Source organism: Staphylococcus sp. acrmy, assembly GCF_022690565.1.
Classification (GTDB): Bacteria; Bacillota; Bacilli; order Staphylococcales; family Staphylococcaceae; genus Staphylococcus; species Staphylococcus caledonicus.
Genome location: NZ_JALCVE010000004.1, coordinates 72,283 through 94,584, shown reverse-complemented (window position 1 = coordinate 94,584; position 22,302 = coordinate 72,283). Strand labels below are relative to the sequence as shown.

Annotated in this window: 18 protein-coding genes and 2 pseudogenes; 9 read left to right on the top strand and 11 right to left on the bottom strand. The window is 32.4% G+C overall.

Annotation, left to right across the window (positions count from 1 at the left end; translation table 11 throughout):
* Positions 1 to 4: 4 nt before the first annotated feature.
* From FH144_RS05420 to FH144_RS05410, 3 genes and pseudogenes are all read right to left on the bottom strand, one after another.
* The gene (locus FH144_RS05420) at positions 5 to 1,249 is read right to left on the bottom strand and encodes a putative multidrug effflux MFS transporter TcaB (RefSeq protein ID WP_242314248.1); all 1,245 of its coding nucleotides are present in this window, start codon (positions 1,247 to 1,249) and stop codon (positions 5 to 7) included.
* A gap of 69 nt (positions 1,250 to 1,318) precedes the next feature.
* Positions 1,319 to 2,695: a membrane-associated protein TcaA gene (locus tag FH144_RS05415; protein ID WP_242314246.1), complete on the bottom strand. Its 1,377-nt coding sequence runs from the start codon at positions 2,693 to 2,695 to the stop codon at positions 1,319 to 1,321.
* Between the two features lie 204 nt (positions 2,696 to 2,899).
* A pseudogene (locus tag FH144_RS05410) lies at positions 2,900 to 3,358 on the bottom strand (MarR family winged helix-turn-helix transcriptional regulator).
* A 163-nt stretch (positions 3,359 to 3,521) separates the two neighbouring features.
* Between FH144_RS05410 and FH144_RS05405 the strand changes: the two are divergent.
* Entirely contained in the window at positions 3,522 to 4,478 is a 957-nt protein-coding gene (locus FH144_RS05405) for a YdcF family protein (RefSeq protein WP_242314244.1), read from the top strand.
* An 83-nt stretch (positions 4,479 to 4,561) separates the two neighbouring features.
* Here the strand turns inward: FH144_RS05405 and FH144_RS05400 are convergent, their stop codons facing one another.
* On the bottom strand, positions 4,562 to 5,227 hold the full coding sequence (locus FH144_RS05400) for an ABC transporter ATP-binding protein (RefSeq protein ID WP_242314242.1): 666 nt from the start codon (positions 5,225 to 5,227) through the stop codon (positions 4,562 to 4,564).
* The gene (locus tag FH144_RS05395; protein WP_242314241.1) at positions 5,227 to 6,282 is read right to left on the bottom strand and encodes an ABC transporter permease; all 1,056 of its coding nucleotides are present in this window, start codon (positions 6,280 to 6,282) and stop codon (positions 5,227 to 5,229) included. Before FH144_RS05395 ends, FH144_RS05400 begins: the two co-directional genes overlap by 1 nt.
* 133 nt (positions 6,283 to 6,415) lie before the next feature.
* On the opposite strand from FH144_RS05395, the gene FH144_RS05390 reads away from it, so the two are divergent.
* The 4 genes from FH144_RS05390 (at position 6,416) to FH144_RS05375 (ending at position 9,535) form a co-directional block, all read left to right on the top strand.
* The gene (locus FH144_RS05390) at positions 6,416 to 7,090 is read left to right on the top strand and encodes a response regulator transcription factor (protein WP_242314239.1); all 675 of its coding nucleotides are present in this window, start codon (positions 6,416 to 6,418) and stop codon (positions 7,088 to 7,090) included.
* On the top strand, positions 7,083 to 8,462 hold the full coding sequence (locus FH144_RS05385) for a sensor histidine kinase (RefSeq protein WP_242314237.1): 1,380 nt from the start codon (positions 7,083 to 7,085) through the stop codon (positions 8,460 to 8,462). The genes FH144_RS05390 and FH144_RS05385 overlap by 8 nt, the downstream gene beginning before the upstream one ends.
* A gap of 177 nt (positions 8,463 to 8,639) precedes the next feature.
* Entirely contained in the window at positions 8,640 to 9,080 is a 441-nt protein-coding gene (locus tag FH144_RS05380) for a LytTR family DNA-binding domain-containing protein (protein ID WP_242314235.1), read from the top strand.
* On the top strand, positions 9,077 to 9,535 hold the full coding sequence (locus FH144_RS05375) for a DUF3021 domain-containing protein (RefSeq protein ID WP_242314233.1): 459 nt from the start codon (positions 9,077 to 9,079) through the stop codon (positions 9,533 to 9,535). Before FH144_RS05380 ends, FH144_RS05375 begins: the two co-directional genes overlap by 4 nt.
* A gap of 58 nt (positions 9,536 to 9,593) precedes the next feature.
* Here the strand turns inward: FH144_RS05375 and mqo are convergent, their stop codons facing one another.
* Complete coding sequence (gene mqo, locus FH144_RS05370; RefSeq protein WP_242314231.1) at positions 9,594 to 11,072, bottom strand: malate dehydrogenase (quinone); 1,479 nt, start codon at positions 11,070 to 11,072, stop codon at positions 9,594 to 9,596.
* 325 nt (positions 11,073 to 11,397) lie between these two features.
* Between mqo and FH144_RS05365 the strand changes: the two genes are divergently transcribed.
* Positions 11,398 to 12,549: a glycosyltransferase family 4 protein gene (locus FH144_RS05365; RefSeq protein ID WP_242314228.1), complete on the top strand. Its 1,152-nt coding sequence runs from the start codon at positions 11,398 to 11,400 to the stop codon at positions 12,547 to 12,549.
* 94 nt (positions 12,550 to 12,643) lie between these two features.
* Here the strand turns inward: FH144_RS05365 and FH144_RS05360 are convergent, their stop codons facing one another.
* Entirely contained in the window at positions 12,644 to 14,245 is a 1,602-nt protein-coding gene (locus FH144_RS05360; RefSeq protein WP_107506717.1) for an L-lactate permease, read from the bottom strand.
* A 377-nt stretch (positions 14,246 to 14,622) separates the two neighbouring features.
* Between FH144_RS05360 and FH144_RS05355 the strand changes: the two genes are divergently transcribed.
* Positions 14,623 to 16,314 (top strand): CDP-glycerol glycerophosphotransferase family protein, encoded by a 1,692-nt coding sequence (locus FH144_RS05355; RefSeq protein WP_242314226.1) that lies wholly within the window; start codon positions 14,623 to 14,625, stop codon positions 16,312 to 16,314.
* A 92-nt stretch (positions 16,315 to 16,406) separates the two neighbouring features.
* Here FH144_RS05355 and FH144_RS05350 read toward each other — a convergent pair whose 3' ends face one another.
* Positions 16,407 to 16,922 carry a GNAT family N-acetyltransferase gene (locus FH144_RS05350; RefSeq protein WP_242314224.1) on the bottom strand — a complete coding sequence of 172 codons (516 nt, stop codon included), beginning with the start codon at positions 16,920 to 16,922 and terminating at the stop codon, positions 16,407 to 16,409.
* A 171-nt stretch (positions 16,923 to 17,093) separates the two neighbouring features.
* Here FH144_RS05350 and FH144_RS05345 point away from each other — a divergent pair, with 171 nt between their 5' ends.
* Together FH144_RS05345 and tatC are read left to right on the top strand one after the other, a co-directional pair.
* A complete protein-coding gene (locus FH144_RS05345; RefSeq protein ID WP_242314221.1) occupies positions 17,094 to 17,318 on the top strand; it encodes a twin-arginine translocase TatA/TatE family subunit in 225 nt (74 codons plus the stop codon).
* Entirely contained in the window at positions 17,269 to 18,015 is a 747-nt protein-coding gene (gene tatC / locus FH144_RS05340) for a twin-arginine translocase subunit TatC (RefSeq protein WP_242314219.1), read from the top strand. The genes FH144_RS05345 and tatC overlap by 50 nt, the downstream gene beginning before the upstream one ends.
* Before the next feature lie 87 nt (positions 18,016 to 18,102).
* Here the strand turns inward: tatC and FH144_RS05335 are convergent, their stop codons facing one another.
* The 3 genes and pseudogenes from FH144_RS05335 to efeO all read right to left on the bottom strand — a co-directional run bounded on the left by FH144_RS05335 (position 18,103) and on the right by efeO (position 21,921).
* Positions 18,103 to 19,848: an FTR1 family iron permease gene (locus FH144_RS05335; protein WP_242314217.1), complete on the bottom strand. Its 1,746-nt coding sequence runs from the start codon at positions 19,846 to 19,848 to the stop codon at positions 18,103 to 18,105.
* Complete coding sequence (gene efeB / locus FH144_RS05330) at positions 19,829 to 21,055, bottom strand: iron uptake transporter deferrochelatase/peroxidase subunit (RefSeq protein ID WP_242314216.1); 1,227 nt, start codon at positions 21,053 to 21,055, stop codon at positions 19,829 to 19,831. The genes FH144_RS05335 and efeB overlap by 20 nt, the downstream gene beginning before the upstream one ends.
* A pseudogene (gene efeO, locus FH144_RS05325) lies at positions 21,052 to 21,921 on the bottom strand (iron uptake system protein EfeO). The gene efeB and the pseudogene efeO overlap by 4 nt, the downstream one beginning before the upstream one ends.
* Between the last annotated feature and the right edge of the window lie 381 nt (positions 21,922 to 22,302).

Genomic DNA, 22,302 nt, shown 5'->3' with positions numbered 1-22,302 from the left:
GAAATTACATTAGATTTCTGTCATACTCCCTAGATTTCTGTCCCGCTCCCTTTGTTTTAAATACTCTAATATTTAAAATTTGTAAGATGATTAATAAGATAGCCGTGATACTAATAATAATGATATAAGGCGAACTATCATACTCCCCTTTTAAATTAACGAGAGGAGTCACCACACCTCCGAGAAGAGATTGTAATAATCCTAATAAACTTGAAGCACTACCACTTCCAGTCGTACGTTCCTCCATAGCAATCGAAAATCCCAATGTAGCTACGCCCGTCACTGGAGCCACTAAAATAATAAAACCAATGACTAGGAAGGCAAAATGCCAGTGATTTAGTAGAGTTAACGCAACTACAATCACACCTACGACTTGTATTATTGTTAAAGCACGTAGTAATAATTGTGGATGAAAATAATCTACTAGTTTTCCAGTCAGTTGACTTGAAATAATGAGCGTAATGCCAATTCCAGCAAACATCCAACTAAAGTGGAGTGGAGATACGCCGTAAATTTTCTGAACTAAGAATGGCGAAGCAGAAATATAACTAAATAGCATTATAAAAGTGACGCCTTGAATTAACATTGGTAAGACAAAGCGTGGTGTCGTTAATAAACTTTTAAAGTTTTTGAAAATGACTCCTATACCACTAGTGTCACGCTGTTCGACTGCAAGTGATTCAGGTACTTTAAATAATGAACCAACTACCATTAATACACCAAAAATAGTCAAGATGATAAAGACCATTCGCCATACGCTGACACTCAATATGAGACCACCTAATGCAGGAGCGATAACAGGAGCCACCCCATTGACGAGCATGAGTAATGCTAAAAACTTAGTTAATTCATTCCCGCGATACATGTCACTAGCAACCGCTCTTGAAATAACAGCTGCCGCGCCACCCGTAAATCCTTGCACAAATCTTAAAAAGACCATCAACCAAATATTATGTACGAAAACAATGCCTAAACTGGCTAATGTAAAAATAACTAACGCAATAATCAGTGGTTTCTTACGCCCTACACTATCTGAAATAGGACCTACAAATAAATTTCCTAAACCAAGACCAATCATAAATAGTGATAAAGTTAATTGTGCATTTGCCGTCGTTGTGCTGAAATCATTTTTAATTTCAGGTAGACCTGGTAAAAACATATCTATAGACAACGCGCCGATTGCGGTTAATGCACCTAAGATAACAACAAATAGTAACGAGTTTTTATTATTTTTCTGCTCAGTATTCATTTAAATTTCACCCTTTTATCTATATAAAAGAGTGGGAGATGACTCATATTAGAGTCATTTCTCCCACTCCTAATTTGAATTAACTAATTGGAGTTCGCCGCTATCGCTATCTTCCGTCAATTCATAGTTAGTGTTTTCTAGTTGACCATATTCATTCGTTTCTTGTACTTCAGCTTTAATTTTATCTCCTTTTTGAGAAGCATTTAAGATTTGAGGATTAGATAAACCCTTAGAATCATTCAATTCATTTTTGAGTCCTTTATAAATCTTTGAATCTTCTTTTAAGAATGTATTTACTAAACTGAAGTTGCCTTGAGTAATAGCAGAATTTAATGATAACGCATAGTTGCTAAAAAAGTTGCTCAACTTAGTTTTTAAACTATTCTCTTCTTTTTCTTTCTCAATAATATAATCACTAATTGCTTCGTCATCAAATTCTAAAGTAGCACTATTAATATTACCCAAGTCTCTTGCTTTCATAGTTTTACTTTCAGACTTAAATGTTTTTCCTTTTACTTTTCCAGTAGCAGAAACCGTAATATCTTTATTTTGAGGATATGGACCATACTCTCTTGAAGTTGAATAATCCATTTCTTTATCATTTATTTTAACTTTGAGTGAGTCTTCATCTAAATCACTCTTACCTTTTAACTTCACTGTCAACAATGCTTCATTGAAGTTCTCATTGACTTCTACTGTATCACTTTTACCATATCTAAAATCAAATTTCAATTGGCCGGTAAACTGACCATATTCTGTTTCCTTTTTAGCATCAATAGAATAAATACCCGGGATGAATTTACCAAGAGACGTTGTTTTATTTCCTTCTGCAACAACGGTTTTATCTTTACCGCCATCTCTAAATTCATATTTAGTATCTAATTTAGGTTTTACAATCGCTTCTTTAGTCGGCGCCGTATAACTCATATTATCGAAAATGAATAATCGAGTACCATTCTTACTTACTATTAAGTAATTGTTACCTGCCCGCGTTTTTAAATATGAAGCTTCTTTAGCTTCGCTTTTATTAAGCTTTCCAACCGTTTGTCGAATGTCACGAACAAACTTCTTCATTCCCACTTCACTCTTAATATAATTTATGTACACACTTGCCTCTTCCGAATCAATATGTGTCGCTTTAGTACTCATGAGTGTCGCTACTTTTTGTGAATCATTATTATCTATCGCATTGACGAGAATCTTTGTTTGCGCTTCTGGAGAATTGTAATTTCTAACTAAAATAAAGACTATAATCAATAAAATAATGATAAAACCAACAATAGCCCAAGGAATAAACTTTCTGATTTTTATATTAGATTGATCTGATTGAGGGGGAGTATGTTGTTTCGTTTGAACATTTTTAGCTTTAAAGCTTTTCCCGCAACTTGGACATTTACTTGCCTTATCGTCGTCAGTTTTTTCTCCGCAATTTGGACATATCTTCATTGAGTCACCAACTTCCCCTGCCTGATGTTTAAATTATCTATTCTCGAACTAATAGATTCCAATTTTTAATATGTATTCTATTATATAATATTCATTCCTTATAGTTCTATTAATTTAATTTATTTTATGTTCAGTTCTGATTTTAATTATACTCTATTTTTGGAAAATGGTTTTATATATCTCAATGGTCTTATATATTAGTTTTTAAATATTCGCATTAAATTTCTTCACTCTCTCATCAATGATGTAAAGAATACTTAAAGCTTGCTCAATATCTTTAGTCGATAAATCCCCGACTATATCACTTACAATGGAACTAACTATTTCTTTATTTTCTTCTGTATACTTGCGTCATTTAGCTGTTAAGGTCACATATTTCAAACGTTGATCGATGTCATTACCAGACTTGTATAATTCGACAAAACCTCCGTCAATCAACTTTTTAATTCGACGGCTCACTGCAGCTTTATTCACACCTTGCTTCTCGGTAATTTCAGTTATCGATAGCGTATGATGATTACTTAACAGACGCAAGACATTCGACTGTTCCATCGAGATACCATATTTACTCTGTTGATCTTTAAGTAATTTGGCAGTTAAAGTATTTGTATCATCGATAAAACGTTTCATAAATTCAATGTGATTTTTTGAAATTCTACTCATTACGCAACTCCTTGGCTCTTTTCACTATAAATATCTTTCTTATATTCTGTTAAATAATAACAATAAACCTTCCTATTGAAAACCATTATATAGAGTTAATAGTTGCTAAAATGTGACGCTTTCCATTACATTTAAAGATATCAATAAACAAGAGGTTTTGACTATGCTCATAACGACACTATCCATAATTGTAATACTCACCTTAGTTGCCGTTTTATTTAACATATCTTGGTTACTCTCACTGCCACCATTTATTATTACGATTATACTGTGTTTTATCATTACTGTTTCCGATTTATTAACAAGAACCTTACCCATCAATTTAATTATTATTACTACCGTGTCATTTATTGGTTTGATAGTTAAACATTATCATCTCTTTACCTTTGAAAAGGGGCTTCACTTCCTAAGAAACATAATTAAACATATACTGCGTGTCATTTTATTTCTTATCATTTGTCTCTATATTAGTACCGCCCCGCTTCCAATTGTGAATGGTATTTTTTTATGGTTAGCTTTAATCGCATTTAGTGCTTGTTATAGTTTTCTCATTTATATAGTTTGGTCATCTGCATTCGGACGTACTACTAGTAAAAGAAAATACGATCTACTCATGGTATTAGGCGCTGGCATTTTTACTGAGCAAGTAACCCCTATGTTAGCCGATAGACTTAATCAAGCACTTGCCGTTTTTAACAAGCAAGATTCAACATGCAAGATTTTGGTAAGTGGAGGTCAAGGACTTGATGAACCTATCTCTGAAGCTTTAGCGATGCAGCGCTATCTCATTGCTCATGGTGTTCCTGAATCTTCAATTATTATGGAATCACAATCGACAAGCACCTATGAAAATTTCTCATTTTCAAAAAAAGTCATAACATCTCAGTTTGATAAATCTACCAAGATGTTATGCATTACGAGTCAATTTCATATTTTAAGAGCCTTGCGATTTGCACAACAAGTTAAATTGAGAACTGATGGAATAGGAAGCCATACGCCCTATCATTTCTTTGATATCGCATTAATTCGTGATTTCTTAGCGCTAATGTATCAATATAAACTATTACTCACCATTTATTTTGCAGTTCTATTCTTTTCTGCAATTTATATATTATTCTAATTAACTTATAAAGCGGTTAACTCAACAATAAAAAATAACGACGAGGTCTACTTACATCGATAGACCCCGCCGTTATTTTTTATTTAATTGGTTATTATGCCGTCTTCCAGTTTAATAATACGGTCTGCATATTCAAATAACCGTTTATCATGCGTTATCATTATGCCTACCATATTGTTATCTTTAATACGTTGTTTAATCATTTCTACTACACTTGCAGCACGTTCTGTATCTAAACTTGCAGTCGGTTCATCTGCTAAGATAATTTTAGGATTATTCATAAATGCACGCATAATTGCGACACGTTGCTTTTCCCCGCCAGATAACATATGCGGATATGCATCAAAGCGATGTTGTAAACCTATATCTGTAAGTAACTCCTCTGCGTGTTTAAGTGCTACTTTAGACTTTTGTCCCGCTTCTTTCGCTACACTACTAAGTTGTTCTTTTACCGGTAAATATGGCACTAGATGAGAAGATTGGAAGATAAAACCAATGTCATTTAATCGAAGTAGTGTATTATTTTTTTCTTTTGAAAATAAAGGCTGTTGATCATATAAAACATCACCTTCTGTAGGGGTTAACAAGCCACCTAAGATATTTAATAGCGTAGATTTACCCGAACCAGAAGCACCATTTAAAATAACAAACTCTCCACGTTCAACTTCTAAATTAACGTCTTTCAATACTGAAGTCTTAGCTTCACCTTTACCAAAACTTTTCGTAATATGTTTAAGTTGTAATGTCATTATTCTCCTCCTCCAATAGCTTCAATTGGATCAACTTTTACCACTTTAATGAATGATAATAATACGCCAATAAAGCCTACGATTAGGAACATCACTACCATTAACATGACATTGCTATTACTTAAATAGAATGGCATTGATACTGGCATTACTAAATCTAAGAGTAAAATGATAGCGAGTGCGATAATCACGCCAATCATAGTAGTAAAAATAATTTGAAGTATAAGTGATAGTAACAAGTGTTTTGTTTTAATTCCAATTGCTTTTAATATGCCGATTTGTGGTATTTTTTGAATAGTCATAACGTAGAAGAAAGCACTAAGGACAATCGCTGTTATAACGAATAAACTAATAATCATTAGATTAAGTGGCATTTGTTCAGCTTGGTAACTTGGGATATTACTCGTTAGTGTCTCTTCATTAACTACTTTCACACCATCTATTGAATTTAAATGTTGTTCATCTTTATCGCTAAGTTGATTTACAGGATAAAATGTTGAAGCTTGCTTATTCATGTTGTCAAAGCCTTTAGGTGACATTAAGACCATTGAACTATGCGAATACATTGTATCTTCAATAATGCCACTTACTTGATAACGTTCATTATGCTCTTTGAACGATACATAATCTCCCTCTTTAACACCTTCACTTGTCAATTTATCATTAATTGCAATTTGGTTATCTTTAGTTGGATATGAACCACTTTTCAATGAAGGGTATAATTTTTTTGGTGTACTTAACGTTGTAATATCTTCCTCTTGATTTTTAATCTTTAAAGTTTGTGCACCAATTTTAGTCGGTTGTTGTTTAACATCATCTTCAATTTGAGATTGTTGTTTATCGCTAAGTTGTGAACTTTCCAACTTAGGCTCTTTTATATCTTGCATAACATATTTTTGTGCAGGCATGTTATTCAAGAAAGATACATTTTCTCTAGCTAATCCTTGTGCTAAACCACTAATAAATAGCACCATGATACCTAGTAAAAAGATAATTAACATGATTAAAATATAGCGGAATTTGTAGAATTTCATTTCCTTCCATGCTAAGTTCATTTTTTAATTCCTCCCCATTACTATTTCAATTTGTAGTTTAGTAGTAGAATATGAACTGAATATGAACTTTAGAAATATTTGTGTTTTTAAATAGGTTACGTATAATAATTTTAAAAAAAGGAGTAAGCGCAGCATGGTAAAGTGTTTAATTGTAGATGATGACCCTAAACTATTACATTACGTTTCACATCATCTCGAAGCTGATCGTATTCGTACTATTACACAGTCCAGTGGGGAAGCTGCCCTTGACTATTTAAGTCATAATCAAGTTGATATAGCTGTCGTAGATATCATGATGGGTGGTATGGATGGCTTTGCTTTATGCCAAGTATTAAAAGAAAGTTATGAATTACCAGTGATTATGTTAACTGCTAGAGATGCTTTAACAGATAAAGAACGGGCGTTTATAAGTGGTACGGACGATTATGTAACCAAACCATTTGAAGTGAAAGAATTGCTCTTCCGTATTCGTGCCGTACTTCGTCGCTATAAAATTAATGCCCAAAGTGAAATTAATATAGGAAATATCACACTCAATGAAGAATTTATGGAAGTCAGTGTCGCATCAAAAAAGATGAATTTACCTACTAAAGAATTTCAATTGCTCTATTTATTAAGCAGTAATCCAAAACAAATTTTCACGAGAAATACGTTGATTGAAAAGATTTGGGGATTTGATTATGAAGGAGATGAGCGGACTGTTGATGTACATATTAAACGATTACGTCAAAGATTGTCTAAACTACAAGCTAATATTGAAATACAAACCGTACGTGGCCAAGGATATAAGGTAGATCATCATGTTTAAATCATTATATACACGTATCGCAATTTATACGATTACTATTATTTTATTTAGCGCATTGATCAGTTTCTTATTTGCAAACGTTTATTATCACTTTAATTTAAAAGAACAAAATGATGCTAAAATCATGCGTACACTTAAAGATGCGCGTGCTTATAACGACTCACTAACTTCAAATGACTTTCATGCATATTTCAATCATTTAGGCCATATGAATTATCAAATCATGATAGTTGATGAGCATCACGATACGATGTTTTACGGTGAACCTTTTCGAAAAAATAATATTTCAAAATCAGCTATTAACCAAGTATTGAAAGGTAAAGAATACCACGGAATAAAAGACAAACCTTTCGAATTATTCGTAACAGGCTTTTTCGATAATGAAACCGACAATACCGTTGGCTTAAAATTTGAACATAACAACAAGCCTATTGCCGTCTTTATGCGTCCGGATATTGGTGAGACATTTAGCGAGTTCCGTACCTTTTTAGTTGTTATATTAGTTTGCTTACTCATTATTTCAATTTCTTTAGTTATTGCTTCAACCTATTCAATTATTAAACCAGTCAAAATACTGAAAAATGCTACTGAACGCTTAATGCACGGAAACTTTGACACGCCAATTAAGCAAACATGCCAAGACGAAATTGGCACGCTACAATTTCGTTTTGATACGATGCGGCAATCACTAAAACAGTTGGATGATATGCGACAACACTTCGTTCAAAATGTTTCACATGAAATTAAAACACCTTTAACTCATATTCAAAGGTTACTAACTGACTTACAACAAACATCATCTTATGACAAGCGTGAAAATTATATCAATGAAATTCACGACGAAGTTACACGTCTTAGTAATTTGACGAAAGAATTATTACTTTTATCAGAACTTGATAACGCTAACCATATTCAATTTAACGACTCTATTCATTTAACTTCAATGATTACAGATATCATTCGACATGAACAATTTGCGATTGATGATAAAGATTTAATGCTATTGTCTAATTTAGAAGAAGTTTATTTCCGAGGAAATACGCGTTTATTACATCAAGCATTTTCAAATTTAATTCAGAATGCAATTAAATATTCTACAGTAGGAAGTGCAATCGAAGTCACACTTTCAGTTGCAAAGGATACCATTCAATTTACTGTAAACAATGAAGGTCATATGATTCCAAGTGAAGCACAAGCACACCTATTCGAACGATTTTATAAGCTAAACGCACAAGATAATAGTAATGGTTTAGGATTAGCTATTACCCAATCAATTATTTCATTACATGACGGTACCATTTCGGTAACAAGTACAGAGGAAGATGGTACAACATTTGTGATTGAATTAAATGACGAACAATCATTTGATTAAACTATTTTAATATTAAAAGTGGAACAGAAAGCTTGTTGTATTAAAATGATTTCACTGTTCCACTTTTATTTTATCTTCTTTATTCCCCCGCTTACTTCAAAATTACTACCGGTTACTCATTTTCACGAAAAAACAATGATATTAATGGTTTAATAGTATTGAGGAGGAGGTAACCCAATGAAACTTAGATTGTTTATAGCTCCAGAGGAAAAAGAACAATACTTAGCAATTCATGCACCTAAATTTGATGAGGAAATTCAACAGATTATTTCACATATTGAAAACTTAGATAAACTCACGCAGATTTACGGTAAATTAGATAATGAAATCTATGTATTAGAGGTTAAAACAATAACCAGCTTTCGCACCCATAAAAATCAGGTCATTGCACTTAAAGATGGCCAACAGTTTAAACTAAAAGATCGTTTATATGAATTAGAGATGAAATTACCTACATCATTTATTAGAATTTCAAAATCTGAAATCGTTAATATTGAGATGATTGAGAAATTACTTCTTGAACCTAATGGACTTATTAGAATGTATTTGAAGAATGAAGATTATACCTACTCCTCTAGACGATACTTAAAATCTATAAAGGAGAGATTATCATTATGATGAAATTTTATAAGTTTACAAGTATTCCTTTATTAATAGGATTAGCCTTATCTATCCTATTTAGTTATTTATTCGCAAGTAATCAATATTATCCACTGTCCCCTAATTCAGCAATGGGCCAATTTTATTATCATCATTTAAGCGAACCCACAGTTATGATTGTCGCCATACTTTTATGGATATCAATTGGTATATTATTTTATTTTACTAATTTAATTTTCACCCAAACTGATTGGAGTATTACCCGTGCAACCCTACTACATTTTTTATGTAGCTATATAGGCCTATTAACTATAGGAATTTTAGCTGGCTGGTTTTCACCGAATTTAGCTAATATATTATCTTTCACTGTGGAATTTATTATTATTTATTTGTTTATTTGGCTCTTTAACTATTACAGAAATAAGAAATATGTAGCAGAAATTAATCAACAACTTGCGAATAAAAGACATTAAAAAGCGGATAAAGATAGGACATGAGTCATCCAAATGTCCTATCTTCATCCGCTTCATTTTATTTTACATTTAAATATTTTTGAATTTCTTTATTAACTGCACGGTACACGTCTTCATGTTCTGTTAATTTCAGACCAAATGATGGTACCATTTCTTTAATTTTTGGAATCCAATTTTTAAACTCAGAGTCATAACAACGTTGTAGTAAGTCTAACATAATATCTACCGCTGTTGATGCTCCTGGTGATGCACCTAATAACGCAGCAAGAGAACCGTCATCTGATGTGATAACTTCTGTACCAAATTGTAAGTTACCTTTAGAATCTTCAGTGTCTTTAATGACTTGTACACGTTGGCCGGCAACCACTACTTCCCATTCATCGTCTTTCGCATTAGGGACAAAGACGCGCAAGTCATTCATACGATCTTCATGAGATAACATTAATTGTGATACTAAATATTTAGTTAATTTCATTTCTTTCGCGCCTGCTGATAACATTGTTAATAAATTATTAGGTTTAACAGAACGAATTAAATCTAAATTTGAACCTGTTTTTAAGAATTTAGGTGAAAATCCAGCGAACGGTCCAAATAATAATGAACGCTCTCCATTCACAAAACGTGTATCAAGATGTGGCACTGACATAGGTGGTGCACCTACGTTGGCTTTACCATATACTTTGGCATGGTGTTTTTCTATGACTTCTGGATTTGTACAACGCAAGAATAAACCGCTAACCGGGAATCCACCTACATGTTTAGATTGCTTAATGCCTGTTTTTTGGAGAAGTGGTAAGCTTGCGCCCCCTGCGCCAATGAAGACAAATTCTGAATCATATACGTGTTTGTCACCAGTTTTTAAATCTTTCACAGTAACACGCCAATTACCATTATCTAATCTTTTAATATCTTCGACTTCGTGTTTATAAGATACTTCTACATTACGTTCTTTTAAGTTAGAGATTAATTTTTTTGTAAGTGCGCCAAAGTTGACGTCTGTTCCTGTTTCGTCACGAGATAAGGCTATAGGCACATTGGATGTTCTACCTTCCACCATTAATGGCACCCACTCGGCGATTTTATCTCGATCTTCAGTAATATCCATATGTTCGAATAGAACATTTTCTTTTAATGCTTGTACGCGGTTTTTAAGGAATTTAACATTAAAAATACCTTTAACAAAACTCATGTGTGGAACAGATTGAATAAAATTACCTGGATTTTCTAATTGACCAGTTCGTACTAAATGCGCCCAAAATTGTTTTGATACTTGGAATTGTTCATTAATTTTGATTGCTTTTTCAATATCAACGCTGCCATCTTTACCTTCTTTAGTGTAGTTCAATTCACATAATGCAGAGTGTCCTGTTCCCGCATTATTCCATACATTTGAACTTTCTTCCCCAGATTGTTCTAATTTTTCAAAAATTTTAATTTCTTTGTCTGGAGATAATTCTTTAAGTAGTGTGCCTAATGTTGCGCTCATAATTCCGCCACCAATTAAGATGACATCTGTTTTGCTATGTTGTGTAGTCATAACAATACAGTCCCCCTTTTTTATAATCACATCTTTAGTCAATCAATATAAACTTTTGGCATAGTAAAATAAAACGCTTTCTTTAACTAGTAAAAATTTTTAATATGGCTTTTATAGGACGTAACCGATTTTTTATAACTAACTTAATTATATACATAATTTCTTTACGAAAAAAGTGTTTATACGAATTCTTGCATAATTTAAAGACGTAGTACATTTTAATGTCACAATATCTGTTCATTACTTATAGATACTCGCTCATTTCTATTAGTCACGGTGGGTTACATGCTATAATTTTATATTATGACGAATTTGGAGTGTAACTATGAAATCATTTACTTTTTTAATGCATAATATCTATGCAATGGGCGGTACCGTTAAGGCAGTAACAGAACTTGCTAATACCCTTTCCAATAAAGGACATACAGTGAACATTATCTCAGTTTTTCAAGCGCAAGATAAACCCTATTTCGAGGTTAATGATGCCATTCACATTAAAAGTTTGATTGACTATCGTGTGAAACCTCAAAATATAATCTCTATTATGATGAACCGTTTGAACACGTACACACCATTCTTAAAACCTAAACAATTGTCGCAATATGAACCAGGGTTGAATCAATTTTCAAAATATGTAGAGCGTAAAATGATAAAAGCGATTCAACACGTTGATACAGATGTGTTAGTTGGAACAAGAGCCAGTTTTAACATTTTAATCTCAAAATATCGTCCTGCGCATGTGCTCACTATAGGCATGGAACATATGAATTTAGACGCACATCCTAAAGCTTATCAAGAAGAAATCTTAAAAGCATATAACGATTTAGATGTCGTAACGACTTTGACCTCAGCTGATCAACAACACTATGAACAATTCATTCATACATCAGTCTATACTGTGCCTAATGTAATTAATGTTGAAAAGCTTGATTTAGCTAAAGAGAATACCATTATTAGTGCTGGTAGACTTGAACATGAAAAGGGATTTGATATTTTAATCGAGGCTGTTCGACGTATTCAGGATAATTTACGTCAATCTCATTTTAAAGTACATATCTATGGTGATGGCCAGGAACGTCAGAATCTTGAACAATTAATTAAACGTAGTGACGTTAATGACTTAGTTACCATTCATCCTGCAACGCCTCAATTGAATGAGAAATTAGCTCGAAGTAAAGTGACTGTAGTACCTTCGAGAAATGAGGGTTTCGGCATGGTAGTTTTAGAAGCATTAGCTCAGGATAATGTAGTGATTAGTTTTAAAGATACCCTTGGTCCAGCCAGTATCTTATCGCATGGTGAAAATGGCTACTTAGCTAACTATGGCGATTCGGGCTCTCTTGCCAAATATATTGATATTGCTATTAATCATATTGATGATATGCAAGAGATGATTCAACAAGGCTATGAGACTGTGGGCCACTATTCTTCAGACGCTATTTATACTAAATTCATTAAGGCAGTTAATAGAAATTAAATAGATATCTCAAAATAAAAACGTAGAGGTGATTCAATGATGAATCACCTCTACACTTTTTATATAGCCTCCATATTGATTGACGGAGCTTTTCTTATAATATTAGTGAAAGGATAAATGTCCAGATACAAATGAAGACTAATAATCCAATACTATAACGTAATGTCATTTTAAGTAATTCTGATTCTTTACCTACTTCTTTAACTGCTGCAGTAGCGATTGCGATTGATTGTGGTGAAATCAATTTCGCTGCTACCCCACCAACTGTGTTAGAAGCTACAAGTAATGAACCGCTTGTACCAATTTGTTGAGCAACTGATGCTTGAATTGGTGCGAATAGTGAGTTGTTGTTAACAACTGATCCTGTCATAAATACGCCAATCCAACCTAAAATTGGTGATAAGATTGGGAAGACATTACCAGCTTTTGCAATACCTTGTCCCATAGCAGCACTTAAGCCACCGTATGTTGTTACTTTTGAAATAGCAAGGATGAAGCAAATTGTTAAGACTGGTAACCATAATTCTTTAAAAGTAACTCCGAATAAACGACCAGCATCTCCAAAGCTAACTTTTTTAGCCATTAATACTGTAATGATAATAGTTAATAGAATTGCTGTACCTGTTTGTCCAATAAAGTTAAGACTTAAAGTAATTGGTTTATGTGCTACTTCACTGAATGTACCTGGCAAGTTAAAGCTAAATACTAATGAAGCAAGTTTGCCATTTGGTAAGAATAAGTTTTTAAAGAATGTAGCACTCCAAATCATAACGATAACAGTTAAGATAACGAATGGGCTCCATGCATAAATAATTTCTTTAGCACTATGATGTTTGACCGGTTCAGGTTTGACATCTTTTTGGACCCTGAAAATATTTTTCGGTTGGAATTTTCTTGAGAATAAAGCTAATGCACCCATTGTAGCTAAAGGTGGGATAATGTCAGCTAATTCTGGACCGCTAAATACTGTAAGTAAACCTTGTAATACTGTATATGTCACTGATACAACTAAAATAGCAGGTAATGTTTCTTTAATACCTTTAAATCCATCAATAATAAAGATTAATAAGAATGGAATTAAGAAGTTAATGATTGCTAAAGTTAATGTAGAAGTTTGTGATACTCCCATAGCATGAACATCGCCTGGTAAGTGAAGTGTATCTACTACTCCTACTGGAATACCGATAGCACCAAATGCACCAGAAGCTGCGTTAGCTACTAAACATAACATTGCGGCTTGTAAAGGTCTAAAGCCTAATTGAGCTAATAATAATGCACAAATAGCGATTGGTACACCAAAGCCGGCTGCACCTTCTAAGAACGCATTGAACGCGAACCCAATTAATAATAATTGAATACGTTGGTCTTGAGAAATACTAGTAATACTGTCTTGAATAGTACTGAATTGACCAGATTCTTGAGTGATTTTATAAAGTAATACAGCCATCATTACGATATAACCAATTGGAATAATACCTTGATAGAATCCTTCAACAACTGCACCAGAAGCTATACCAACTGGTAATTTAAAGAATGGAACTGCAATAATTAGTGTAACAACTAATGTTGTGATGGCAGCATAAATACCTTTCATTTTAAAAACGGTTAAACATAGTAAAAACAAGATAATTGGTACTGCTGCTATCAAACTGGATAACACTAAATTATCAAAAGGGTTAAATGTTTGAACTAACATAATTTTGACTCTTCTTTCTTTAGTTTTTATTAATAAATATTCTAGCTAGTTTAGTTATCCCTTTGTAGTTTTAGATAACTGGCAAAAAAATTAACAATTGTCGACAAGTTAATCATGCTAGATTTCACAATTTCTCTTCTTGTGAACATTTTCACAAGAAAAATATAACACCTTTTCACTTAAATGACAACAGTATATAGTACTTTTAGTTAAAAATTTGTGATTTTTTTAACAAAATTATTTTTTCATAAATAATCATATACTTTTATCATATATTTTAAAACCAAATTTAGAGTCAAAACTTCGTTATTGTGATTTTTTTAAATGCGCGTGGTAAAATGTACATAAGAAATTTACGAGCAAAAGGATAATGTATGATGATTAAACAAATAAATATTTCTAATATGTCACATCTCGAATTACAACTTAATAAGGCCAAATCAGCTGGATTCTCACATTTCATTCCATATTCTAATGAGATTAAAATTAATCAAGACATGCTTGAGGCAATTGAATTAACAAGTCATTCTATCGCCGTAGACTATACTATTAATGCAACATATCTAAATGATTGTCGCTATTTCGGCGATGACAAATTAACTTTCTTATCTTGGATGAAAAATATTAATCATTATCCAAACTTAATTTACAATATTGACAAGGCACTCTTACATTTATCAAAATACGATATCCACTCTATTATGGATTTAGCAGTCATAACAGTGCTAAAAGACGAAATCGATATTGATAACCATGTATTATTTGATTTCGTAAGTGAGTTGCCAACGAGTAAAGCATTTTGGAAATCGCTCGATATTCACGATATTAAAAAAGTAAATCATTTCGATTTAAATAAACTAGCATACATACACGGCCATGCTGTTCCATATTCAAAATTCAAATATCCTCACAAAGAAGAGGAAATGCGATTCGCAGAAAGTTGGTTAGTAACAACTAAATTTAAATTGCCTAAATGGATTTATAACAAAATGAATAATCATGCTTTAAAGAAACATCGTAATTTAAGTTATGTTTATGAAAAAGACCCGTCACAACTCAAAAATCATGTTGTATTCCTAGGGTTCGATTATGGTTACAGAGGAAATTCAAAATATTTATTTAATTATTTTGTGAAAAGAAATCCTACTACTGAAGCGTATTTTATTACTAATGATCGACGCGGCCCATATTTCTTACCTACCGATGCAGAAGGTAATAAGGAATTAATTGAAACAGCTAAGATTGTTGTGGTAGAAAGTTATATTCCAGACGAATTTAAACCTAATGGCACTGTCATTCAATTATGGCACGGCACACCGATTAAAAAATTATTCTTAGACAGCAAAGAACCGTATCAAAATAAAAATATTTATAATTATAGAGCCCGTAAATATAATAAATGGTTACAACAAGATTATTTCTTAACTGATTCACCTGCTGCTGAAGGCTTGTTTGAAACAGCTTTTCCAAATCATAATACACAATTTGTACCGTACGGCTATCCAAGAGTAAATTACTTATTGCATTATCAACACGACAAAAATCATCATAAAAAAGTAAAAGACTCGTTAAATGTTGATCGTACGAAACCAATCTTGTTATATGCACCAACATGGCACACATCAAATGAAAGTGCGGAAAGTTTAATTATCACACCTGAATTATTAGAAGAATATCACGTTATTTATAAAGGACACGTTGAAGGTAAAGATACTATTCCTGAAAATGTAATCGAAGCACCAAAAAATATCGAAACACAAGATTTATTAATGGTAGCTGATGTAGTAGTCACAGACTATTCTTCAATCATTTTCGACGCATTAACAATTGGGAAAAAAGTTTGTTTATTTACACCAAATCATGAGGCTTATAAAGACGAACGTGGCGTTTATGAAGACGTAATGCAAAGTTTATCTAAAGTTTGGTATACTGACGCTGCTCTATTAACGGACAATTTGGTCAACCACACGTTATTAGATATTAATCAACATCCGCTAATTAATGAGAAAAATAATTCACTAAAAAGATTAACACAATTAATGCGCGATATTTTAAACGAAGAACAATAAGATATATTCAAAAATAATAGGCATGAAGACGGTTGTTAAGTGTTACGAATCGTCCTCATGCCTATTTTACATCGTTTTTATTATTCATTCTGCTATACGTTTCTTTCCATAATAAGATCGGTGTCAACTACTTCGCCAGTGATAAATTCATGGTGACCAGTCACTTTAAATCCTTTATTCTTGTAAAATCTTAGTGCTTGTTCATTATGTTCCCATACGCCTAACCATATTTTAGGCCTATTAAATTCACGTGCTTTGTCTAAAGCCAATTCAATAAATTTGTTTCCTCTGCCTTTGCCTTGAAATTGTTTATAAAAATAGATACGTTGAATTTCTAAATAGTCTTCCCCTTTGTCTTCTGTTTGCGCTTCTCCTATATTAAGTTTCAAATATCCAGCAATTTCATTATCAATTTTATAGAAATAATGGAAAGATTGTGGGTTATCTAACTCTTCTAATAGTATCGTTTCATTGTAACTTTTGGAAAAAAACGTTTGAAAATCTTCTGCACTATATTCACCTTCAAAGGTATCATGAAATGTAGTTTCTGAAATTTTTCTAAGCGCTTCTACTTCTTCTTTTTGAATTTTTTCAATATGTTCAGTCATAGCTAGCTCCCCCTTAATAAAATATAAAAATTAATAATTTATTCCTTATTATATTACTTTCAAACATTTAAATATATTTAATTTGTGAATAAGCAATTTTCTATTGATAATATTTATCAATGAGTATAAAGTAAAGATGATATTAGTATAAAACAGAGTGAGGTTTTTTCCATGTTCCAAGATGTGTTTGTATTAGGCATTACAGGGCCTACAAGTTTAGTCGTTATTAGTATAATTGCGTTGATTATTTTCGGACCTAAAAAATTACCGCAATTCGGCAAAGCAATTGGAAGTACACTAAAAGAGTTTAAGTCTGCTGCTGAGGATTTAGATTCAGATGATGTGCATGAGACTCCCAGTAAAGAATCTAAGCAACAACGAGATCAATCAAAATAGTTCGACTTTATTAGAGCACTTTGATGAATTACGTTCAAGAATTGTCAAAGTGTTCATTGCTTTTATTATTTCTGTCGTTATTGTATATATTTCGTCTCATTGGTGGATGAAGCCTTTTATCCACTATATAAAACGTGCTCATGTGACCTTACATGCTTTTTCGTTTACAGAAATGATACAGATTTACGTAATGATTATATTCTTTGTAGCTTTATGTTTAATTATTCCGATTATTTTTTATCAATTATGGGCTTTTATTGCGCCAGGACTCCATCCTCATGAACGAGTATTTATTTATAAATATAGTATCTGGTGTGCCTTATTATTTATTATTGGTGTCGTTTTCGCATTTTTCATAGGTTTTCCATTAATTATTAATTTTTCAATAAATCTATCAGTTATTTTAAGTATTCAACCTGTCATTGGTTTTAAAGCTTATTTACATGAACTGATACGGTGGTTGCTCGTTTTTGGCTTGTTGTTCCAGCTACCGACCTTATTTATGGGCTTAGCTAAATTTGATTTAATAGATATTAAAGAACTCAAAAAGTATCGTAAGTATATTTATTTTGGATGTTTTGTAGTTGCCAGCATTATAGCACCACCCGATTTAATGTTAAATTTATTACTTACATTACCTTTAATCATACTGTTTGAATTCAGTATGTTAATCGCTAAAATTACACATCGTACATAGCTTTTAAGGTTAAATTACTCATATTAAATAGCCTCGAGTGAGTTTCAATCTAAACTCATTCGAGGCTTTTGTTATTCATCTTTTATTTTATTTAACGCGCGTTTCTTTTTTATCTTTACGATTTTTCAAAACAAAGAAAACGATTAATATAATATAAATCAATTGTGCGACAATCGTTTCAACGCTTGGGTAGAAACCAATAATACTTATAGTAGGTAAGCCCTCAATACTATGTTGTGGAACAGTACCTAATAATTGTAATTTTTGAATACTTACGCCAAGCATCTTGAATGCCATTACAAAGATTAATATCGATAGTACTCTAAAGATGTAATAAATAGGAATTAGCTTCACAATAAATCTGAATAGGAACGCAAAGATAATTAAGATGACTATGGCTAAAGCAATACCAAGTACGAAATCCCAAGTCGTAATGCTACCAATCATACCCATATAGAAAATAATTACCCCTACACCTTCACGTAAGACTGAAATTAATCCAATTGTACCTAAAAGCAATAGATTTCCATTACTAATCGCATTTTGATACATATTCTGAATCATTTCATTCCATCGTTGTGCACTAGAACGACGATGCATCCAAATACCAACGACATACATTAATACTACTGCTACGATGCCAAGTACCGCTTCCATACCTTCACGTAATAAACCATTATTACCTAGCGTTTGAATGAAGACGACGGCTAGCGTAATACTTAGAATTAATCCTAGAACACCACCGCCAATAACACTGGCAGTACCTTTAGTATCTTTGACGTTACGTGTCATAGTTGTTAATGTCATGATAATTAATAATACTTCTAAACCTTCACGTAGGAAGATAATCATAACATCTACAAATGAGTAACTATCTTGGCCTACTGTATCTTTAATGTCTGAATTAATTTCTTGTAATCCTTTTTTAACTCTATCTTTATTACTATTATCTAAGATACTTTGATAATAAGGTATTTTATCCTCAATCGTTGTATACAATGAACCATTCTTAGTTTGAATTTTACCTTCAACGTACGGCCATACTTGTACAAATTTAGACAGAGCATCATCTGTTTGAGTTAAGTTATTATCTTCAATACTTTTAATCGCTTTATCTAATTCATCATTTAATTGGGTAACTTTGTATTTACCAGATTCTTCACTTGATTGCTTTTGATCAACAGTATCAATACTTGATTTGAATGTTGTCCATGCGTTATCTGCCTTTTTAGCATTAAAAGGTTCTTTTTGAACTGCTACACGGAATTGCATTAAGTTGACTTCGATTTGATCATATTTACCTTCATCATAGTTACGAATAGAAGTTTCATGGCTTGTCCAAATCTGGTTTAAACTGTTGTTGATAGATTGTAATTCAGCGGTATTTTTACTTTTAATGGCATCTTTTACTTTACTATCTTTCGAATCAACTTGTTGTTTTAAAGTTTTTATTTCACCAGATACGTCTTTAGTCGACACAGCATCTTCATAGGCAATAAGTGATTTCGTTAGTTCTGATAAATTATTATCTTGTTTATTTAGCGAAGATGTTTGATCAAGATCTTTTAATTTTGATTTAACATCTTTACCTTCTTTATTATCTTTAATATCTAAAGCATTTACTTTTGCTTTAATATCTTCAACGGCTTTTTTCTTCTCTTTATCGCTTTTATCTTTATCTTCAATTGTAGATTTAGCATCAGTAATCGCGACATACACATCGCTTATGTTGCTATCTTCAGCTGCATGAACCTGTGTAAGTGAAGGTGTAATTCTCAATACTGTAAAGATAAGCGCTATAGCAATCAAAAGTTTAACTAAATAATGTTTCACCGAGATAGCCCCCTTTTTTTACACCTGGCAAGACAATGAAGGATGCAGAACCTCGATGTGTGATATATTCATTTAATTTATCTTTATGGCCTAAATTATTTTGAATATCAATAAATTGTTGGGTAGACTTTTGGAAACAAATAAACATTAATCCTGTTTCCAAGGCCCCAGTTTTAGCGTTTGTACCATCAGTATAATTATATGCACGACGTTTAATTGATGTCTTAACTTCACGTGCTAATCGCGCATGTGCATTAGGATCAATAACATAATTACCACTGCTATCTTTGGCATCTAAATCTAGATTTTCAAATTCTTTTTTACCAGTTAAAGGGGCACCAGAAGCACGTTTACGTCCAAAAGTCGCCTCTTGCTCATCTAGAGAGGTACGGTCCCATGTTTCGATATGAATTTGGATACGTCTAATAATGCAATAGGTACCATTTTTAGCCCAACCATCATTAATAAAGACATAATCTTTTAATTCATCATTCTTCCGTGGATTGACCGTGCCATCTTTAAAGGCCATGAGGTTTCTCGGCGTTTCTTCTAACTTTCCTGATACAAATCCATTTTGAGACCATTTCATTTTAACAATATCTCTAAATGGACGAATTAAATTATGAATCGCATGAAACGAGACTTGTGGGTCGTTAGAACAAGCTTGAATCATTATATCTCCATCACTATATTCATCATCTAATTGATCATTTGGAAAATGTGGTAAGTCTTTGAAGCCTGATGGAATTTTAGACGACAAGCCTACTTTTTTCAAAAAAGATTTACTAACTCCGTACGTTAACGTTAACTTGCTAGCCCCTAGTCCGATTGATTCGCCTGTATCTACTGGCGGTAATAATTCATTCTGACTATCTTTTTCAGCAGCTTCACCATCTGTCATATTGACTGACATTTGCGTCCATTTTTTAAACATATCTTTAATTGCACTTTTGTCTTTAGTCTTTAAGTCTAAAGCGACGAAATTACAGTTTTTTTGTGTAGGCGTTGTTATACCTGCTTGTACACGTCCATAAAACTCAAAGGCATCTTTGTCTTCGTTCTCAGGTGTATCAAACATTGATTTAAACGAGAAAATACTACCTGCACCACTAGCGCCGATGACTACACCGGCGCCGCCTATACCTAGCATTTTTAAAAAGAAACAACGTGAAACATTTGAATCTTGTTGATCGTCTAGCTTACTCATTCTGTAACCACAGCCATTTTACTTAACGGTTCATCAAGAGAGTTTACAGCGTCAGATAATGCTTTTTTATCTTCTTTTGTTACTGCGCTATAATCTTTATAACCGTCACCATCTTTATATTTATTTAATAAGCTATTAACTTTATCAAAGTTCTTTTGAATATCTTTACTTAAGTTTTTATCTTTTTTCTCTAATTCAGGTTTAAATAATTCTTAAATTTTTTGCGCCCCTTCAATGTTGGCTTTGAAGTCATACAAGTCAGTGTGAGAATAGATTTCTTCCTCACCTGTAATTTTAGATGTTGATACTTCGTTTAATAAGTCAACTGATCCTTGTAACATTAATTTTGGCGTGATATCTAACGTGTCTACTTTAGCATCTAGTTCTTTGGCATCTTTCAATAATTGATCAGCATCTTTTTTAGTCGTTTCATCTATTTTGTTATCTTGATAAAGTGACTTTTCAATTTTATGGTAGCCAGTCCATTCATCTGCTTTATTTTCTTCTTTCATATCTGCTAAACGCGCATCGATTTTAGGATCTAAATCACCGAATGCTTCCGCAACTGGTTCAGAACGTTCATAATACATACGCACTTTAGGATATAATTCTTTAGCTTTCTCCATATCATCATTTTTAACTGCTGATACAAACTCTTCTGTACCATCTAAGAATTTATCAAGTTGATTATCTGTATATTTTTTATACTCTTTTGTGGCTTTATCTAACGCTTTGTTATTTTCACTCTTGCTACTTGAGTTTTGTGATGAGCTATCTTTGCTACTACTATCATCACTTTGGTCGTTTGTGCCACATGCTGCTAAAAGTAACGATGACGCTAATAAAATAGTTGGTAATTTTTTCATAATTTTTTCCACCTCAGTTAAGTTTCAGTGATTATCTATCGACGCTGAATCTTTTTAATTGAGAACACTATAGTCACCCTGAAAATTTTAAAAACCTATTCTATGCTAGCCCATTCAGATTGTCAGCCTACTCCCAATTTTGCACTTAGAAAGCCCTACAATTTCAATTGATAATCATTATCAAATTAATTATAAGTTTGTCTTTATTTTATGTCAATAACAATTCTATCTTAATTTTAATCGACAAAATTTTTATATTTTGCTGATACTTTAGTTTTTATATTTTTAGTCAACCTAATAACCCTCGAGCATGCATAAAATGCAATAAGGGTATATAATTTACATCTGAAATTTTATTTCTTTAAAAAGGAGTCATAACAT

What these genes read in the sequence shown, in the direction of transcription:
- mqo (WP_242314231.1), bottom strand. Translation starts at nt 11,072, where the DNA reads ATGACTACACAACATAGCAAAACAGATGTCATCTTAATTGGTGGCGGA.
- FH144_RS05420 (WP_242314248.1), bottom strand. Translation starts at nt 1,249, where the DNA reads ATGAATACTGAGCAGAAAAATAATAAAAACTCGTTACTATTTGTTGTT.
- efeB (WP_242314216.1), bottom strand. Translation starts at nt 21,055, where the DNA reads ATGAGTAAGCTAGACGATCAACAAGATTCAAATGTTTCACGTTGTTTC.
- tatC (WP_242314219.1), top strand. Translation starts at nt 17,269, where the DNA reads ATGAGACTCCCAGTAAAGAATCTAAGCAACAACGAGATCAATCAAAAT.
- FH144_RS05395 (WP_242314241.1), bottom strand. Translation starts at nt 6,282, where the DNA reads ATGAACTTAGCATGGAAGGAAATGAAATTCTACAAATTCCGCTATATT.
- FH144_RS05390 (WP_242314239.1), top strand. Translation starts at nt 6,416, where the DNA reads ATGGTAAAGTGTTTAATTGTAGATGATGACCCTAAACTATTACATTAC.
- FH144_RS05385 (WP_242314237.1), top strand. Translation starts at nt 7,083, where the DNA reads ATGTTTAAATCATTATATACACGTATCGCAATTTATACGATTACTATT.
- FH144_RS05365 (WP_242314228.1), top strand. Translation starts at nt 11,398, where the DNA reads ATGAAATCATTTACTTTTTTAATGCATAATATCTATGCAATGGGCGGT.
- FH144_RS05415 (WP_242314246.1), bottom strand. Translation starts at nt 2,695, where the DNA reads ATGAAGATATGTCCAAATTGCGGAGAAAAAACTGACGACGATAAGGCA.
- FH144_RS05400 (WP_242314242.1), bottom strand. Translation starts at nt 5,227, where the DNA reads ATGACATTACAACTTAAACATATTACGAAAAGTTTTGGTAAAGGTGAA.
- FH144_RS05350 (WP_242314224.1), bottom strand. Translation starts at nt 16,922, where the DNA reads ATGACTGAACATATTGAAAAAATTCAAAAAGAAGAAGTAGAAGCGCTT.
- FH144_RS05360 (WP_107506717.1), bottom strand. Translation starts at nt 14,245, where the DNA reads ATGTTAGTTCAAACATTTAACCCTTTTGATAATTTAGTGTTATCCAGT.
- FH144_RS05345 (WP_242314221.1), top strand. Translation starts at nt 17,094, where the DNA reads ATGTTCCAAGATGTGTTTGTATTAGGCATTACAGGGCCTACAAGTTTA.
- FH144_RS05355 (WP_242314226.1), top strand. Translation starts at nt 14,623, where the DNA reads ATGATTAAACAAATAAATATTTCTAATATGTCACATCTCGAATTACAA.
- FH144_RS05380 (WP_242314235.1), top strand. Translation starts at nt 8,640, where the DNA reads ATGAAACTTAGATTGTTTATAGCTCCAGAGGAAAAAGAACAATACTTA.
- FH144_RS05405 (WP_242314244.1), top strand. Translation starts at nt 3,522, where the DNA reads ATGCTCATAACGACACTATCCATAATTGTAATACTCACCTTAGTTGCC.
- FH144_RS05375 (WP_242314233.1), top strand. Translation starts at nt 9,077, where the DNA reads ATGATGAAATTTTATAAGTTTACAAGTATTCCTTTATTAATAGGATTA.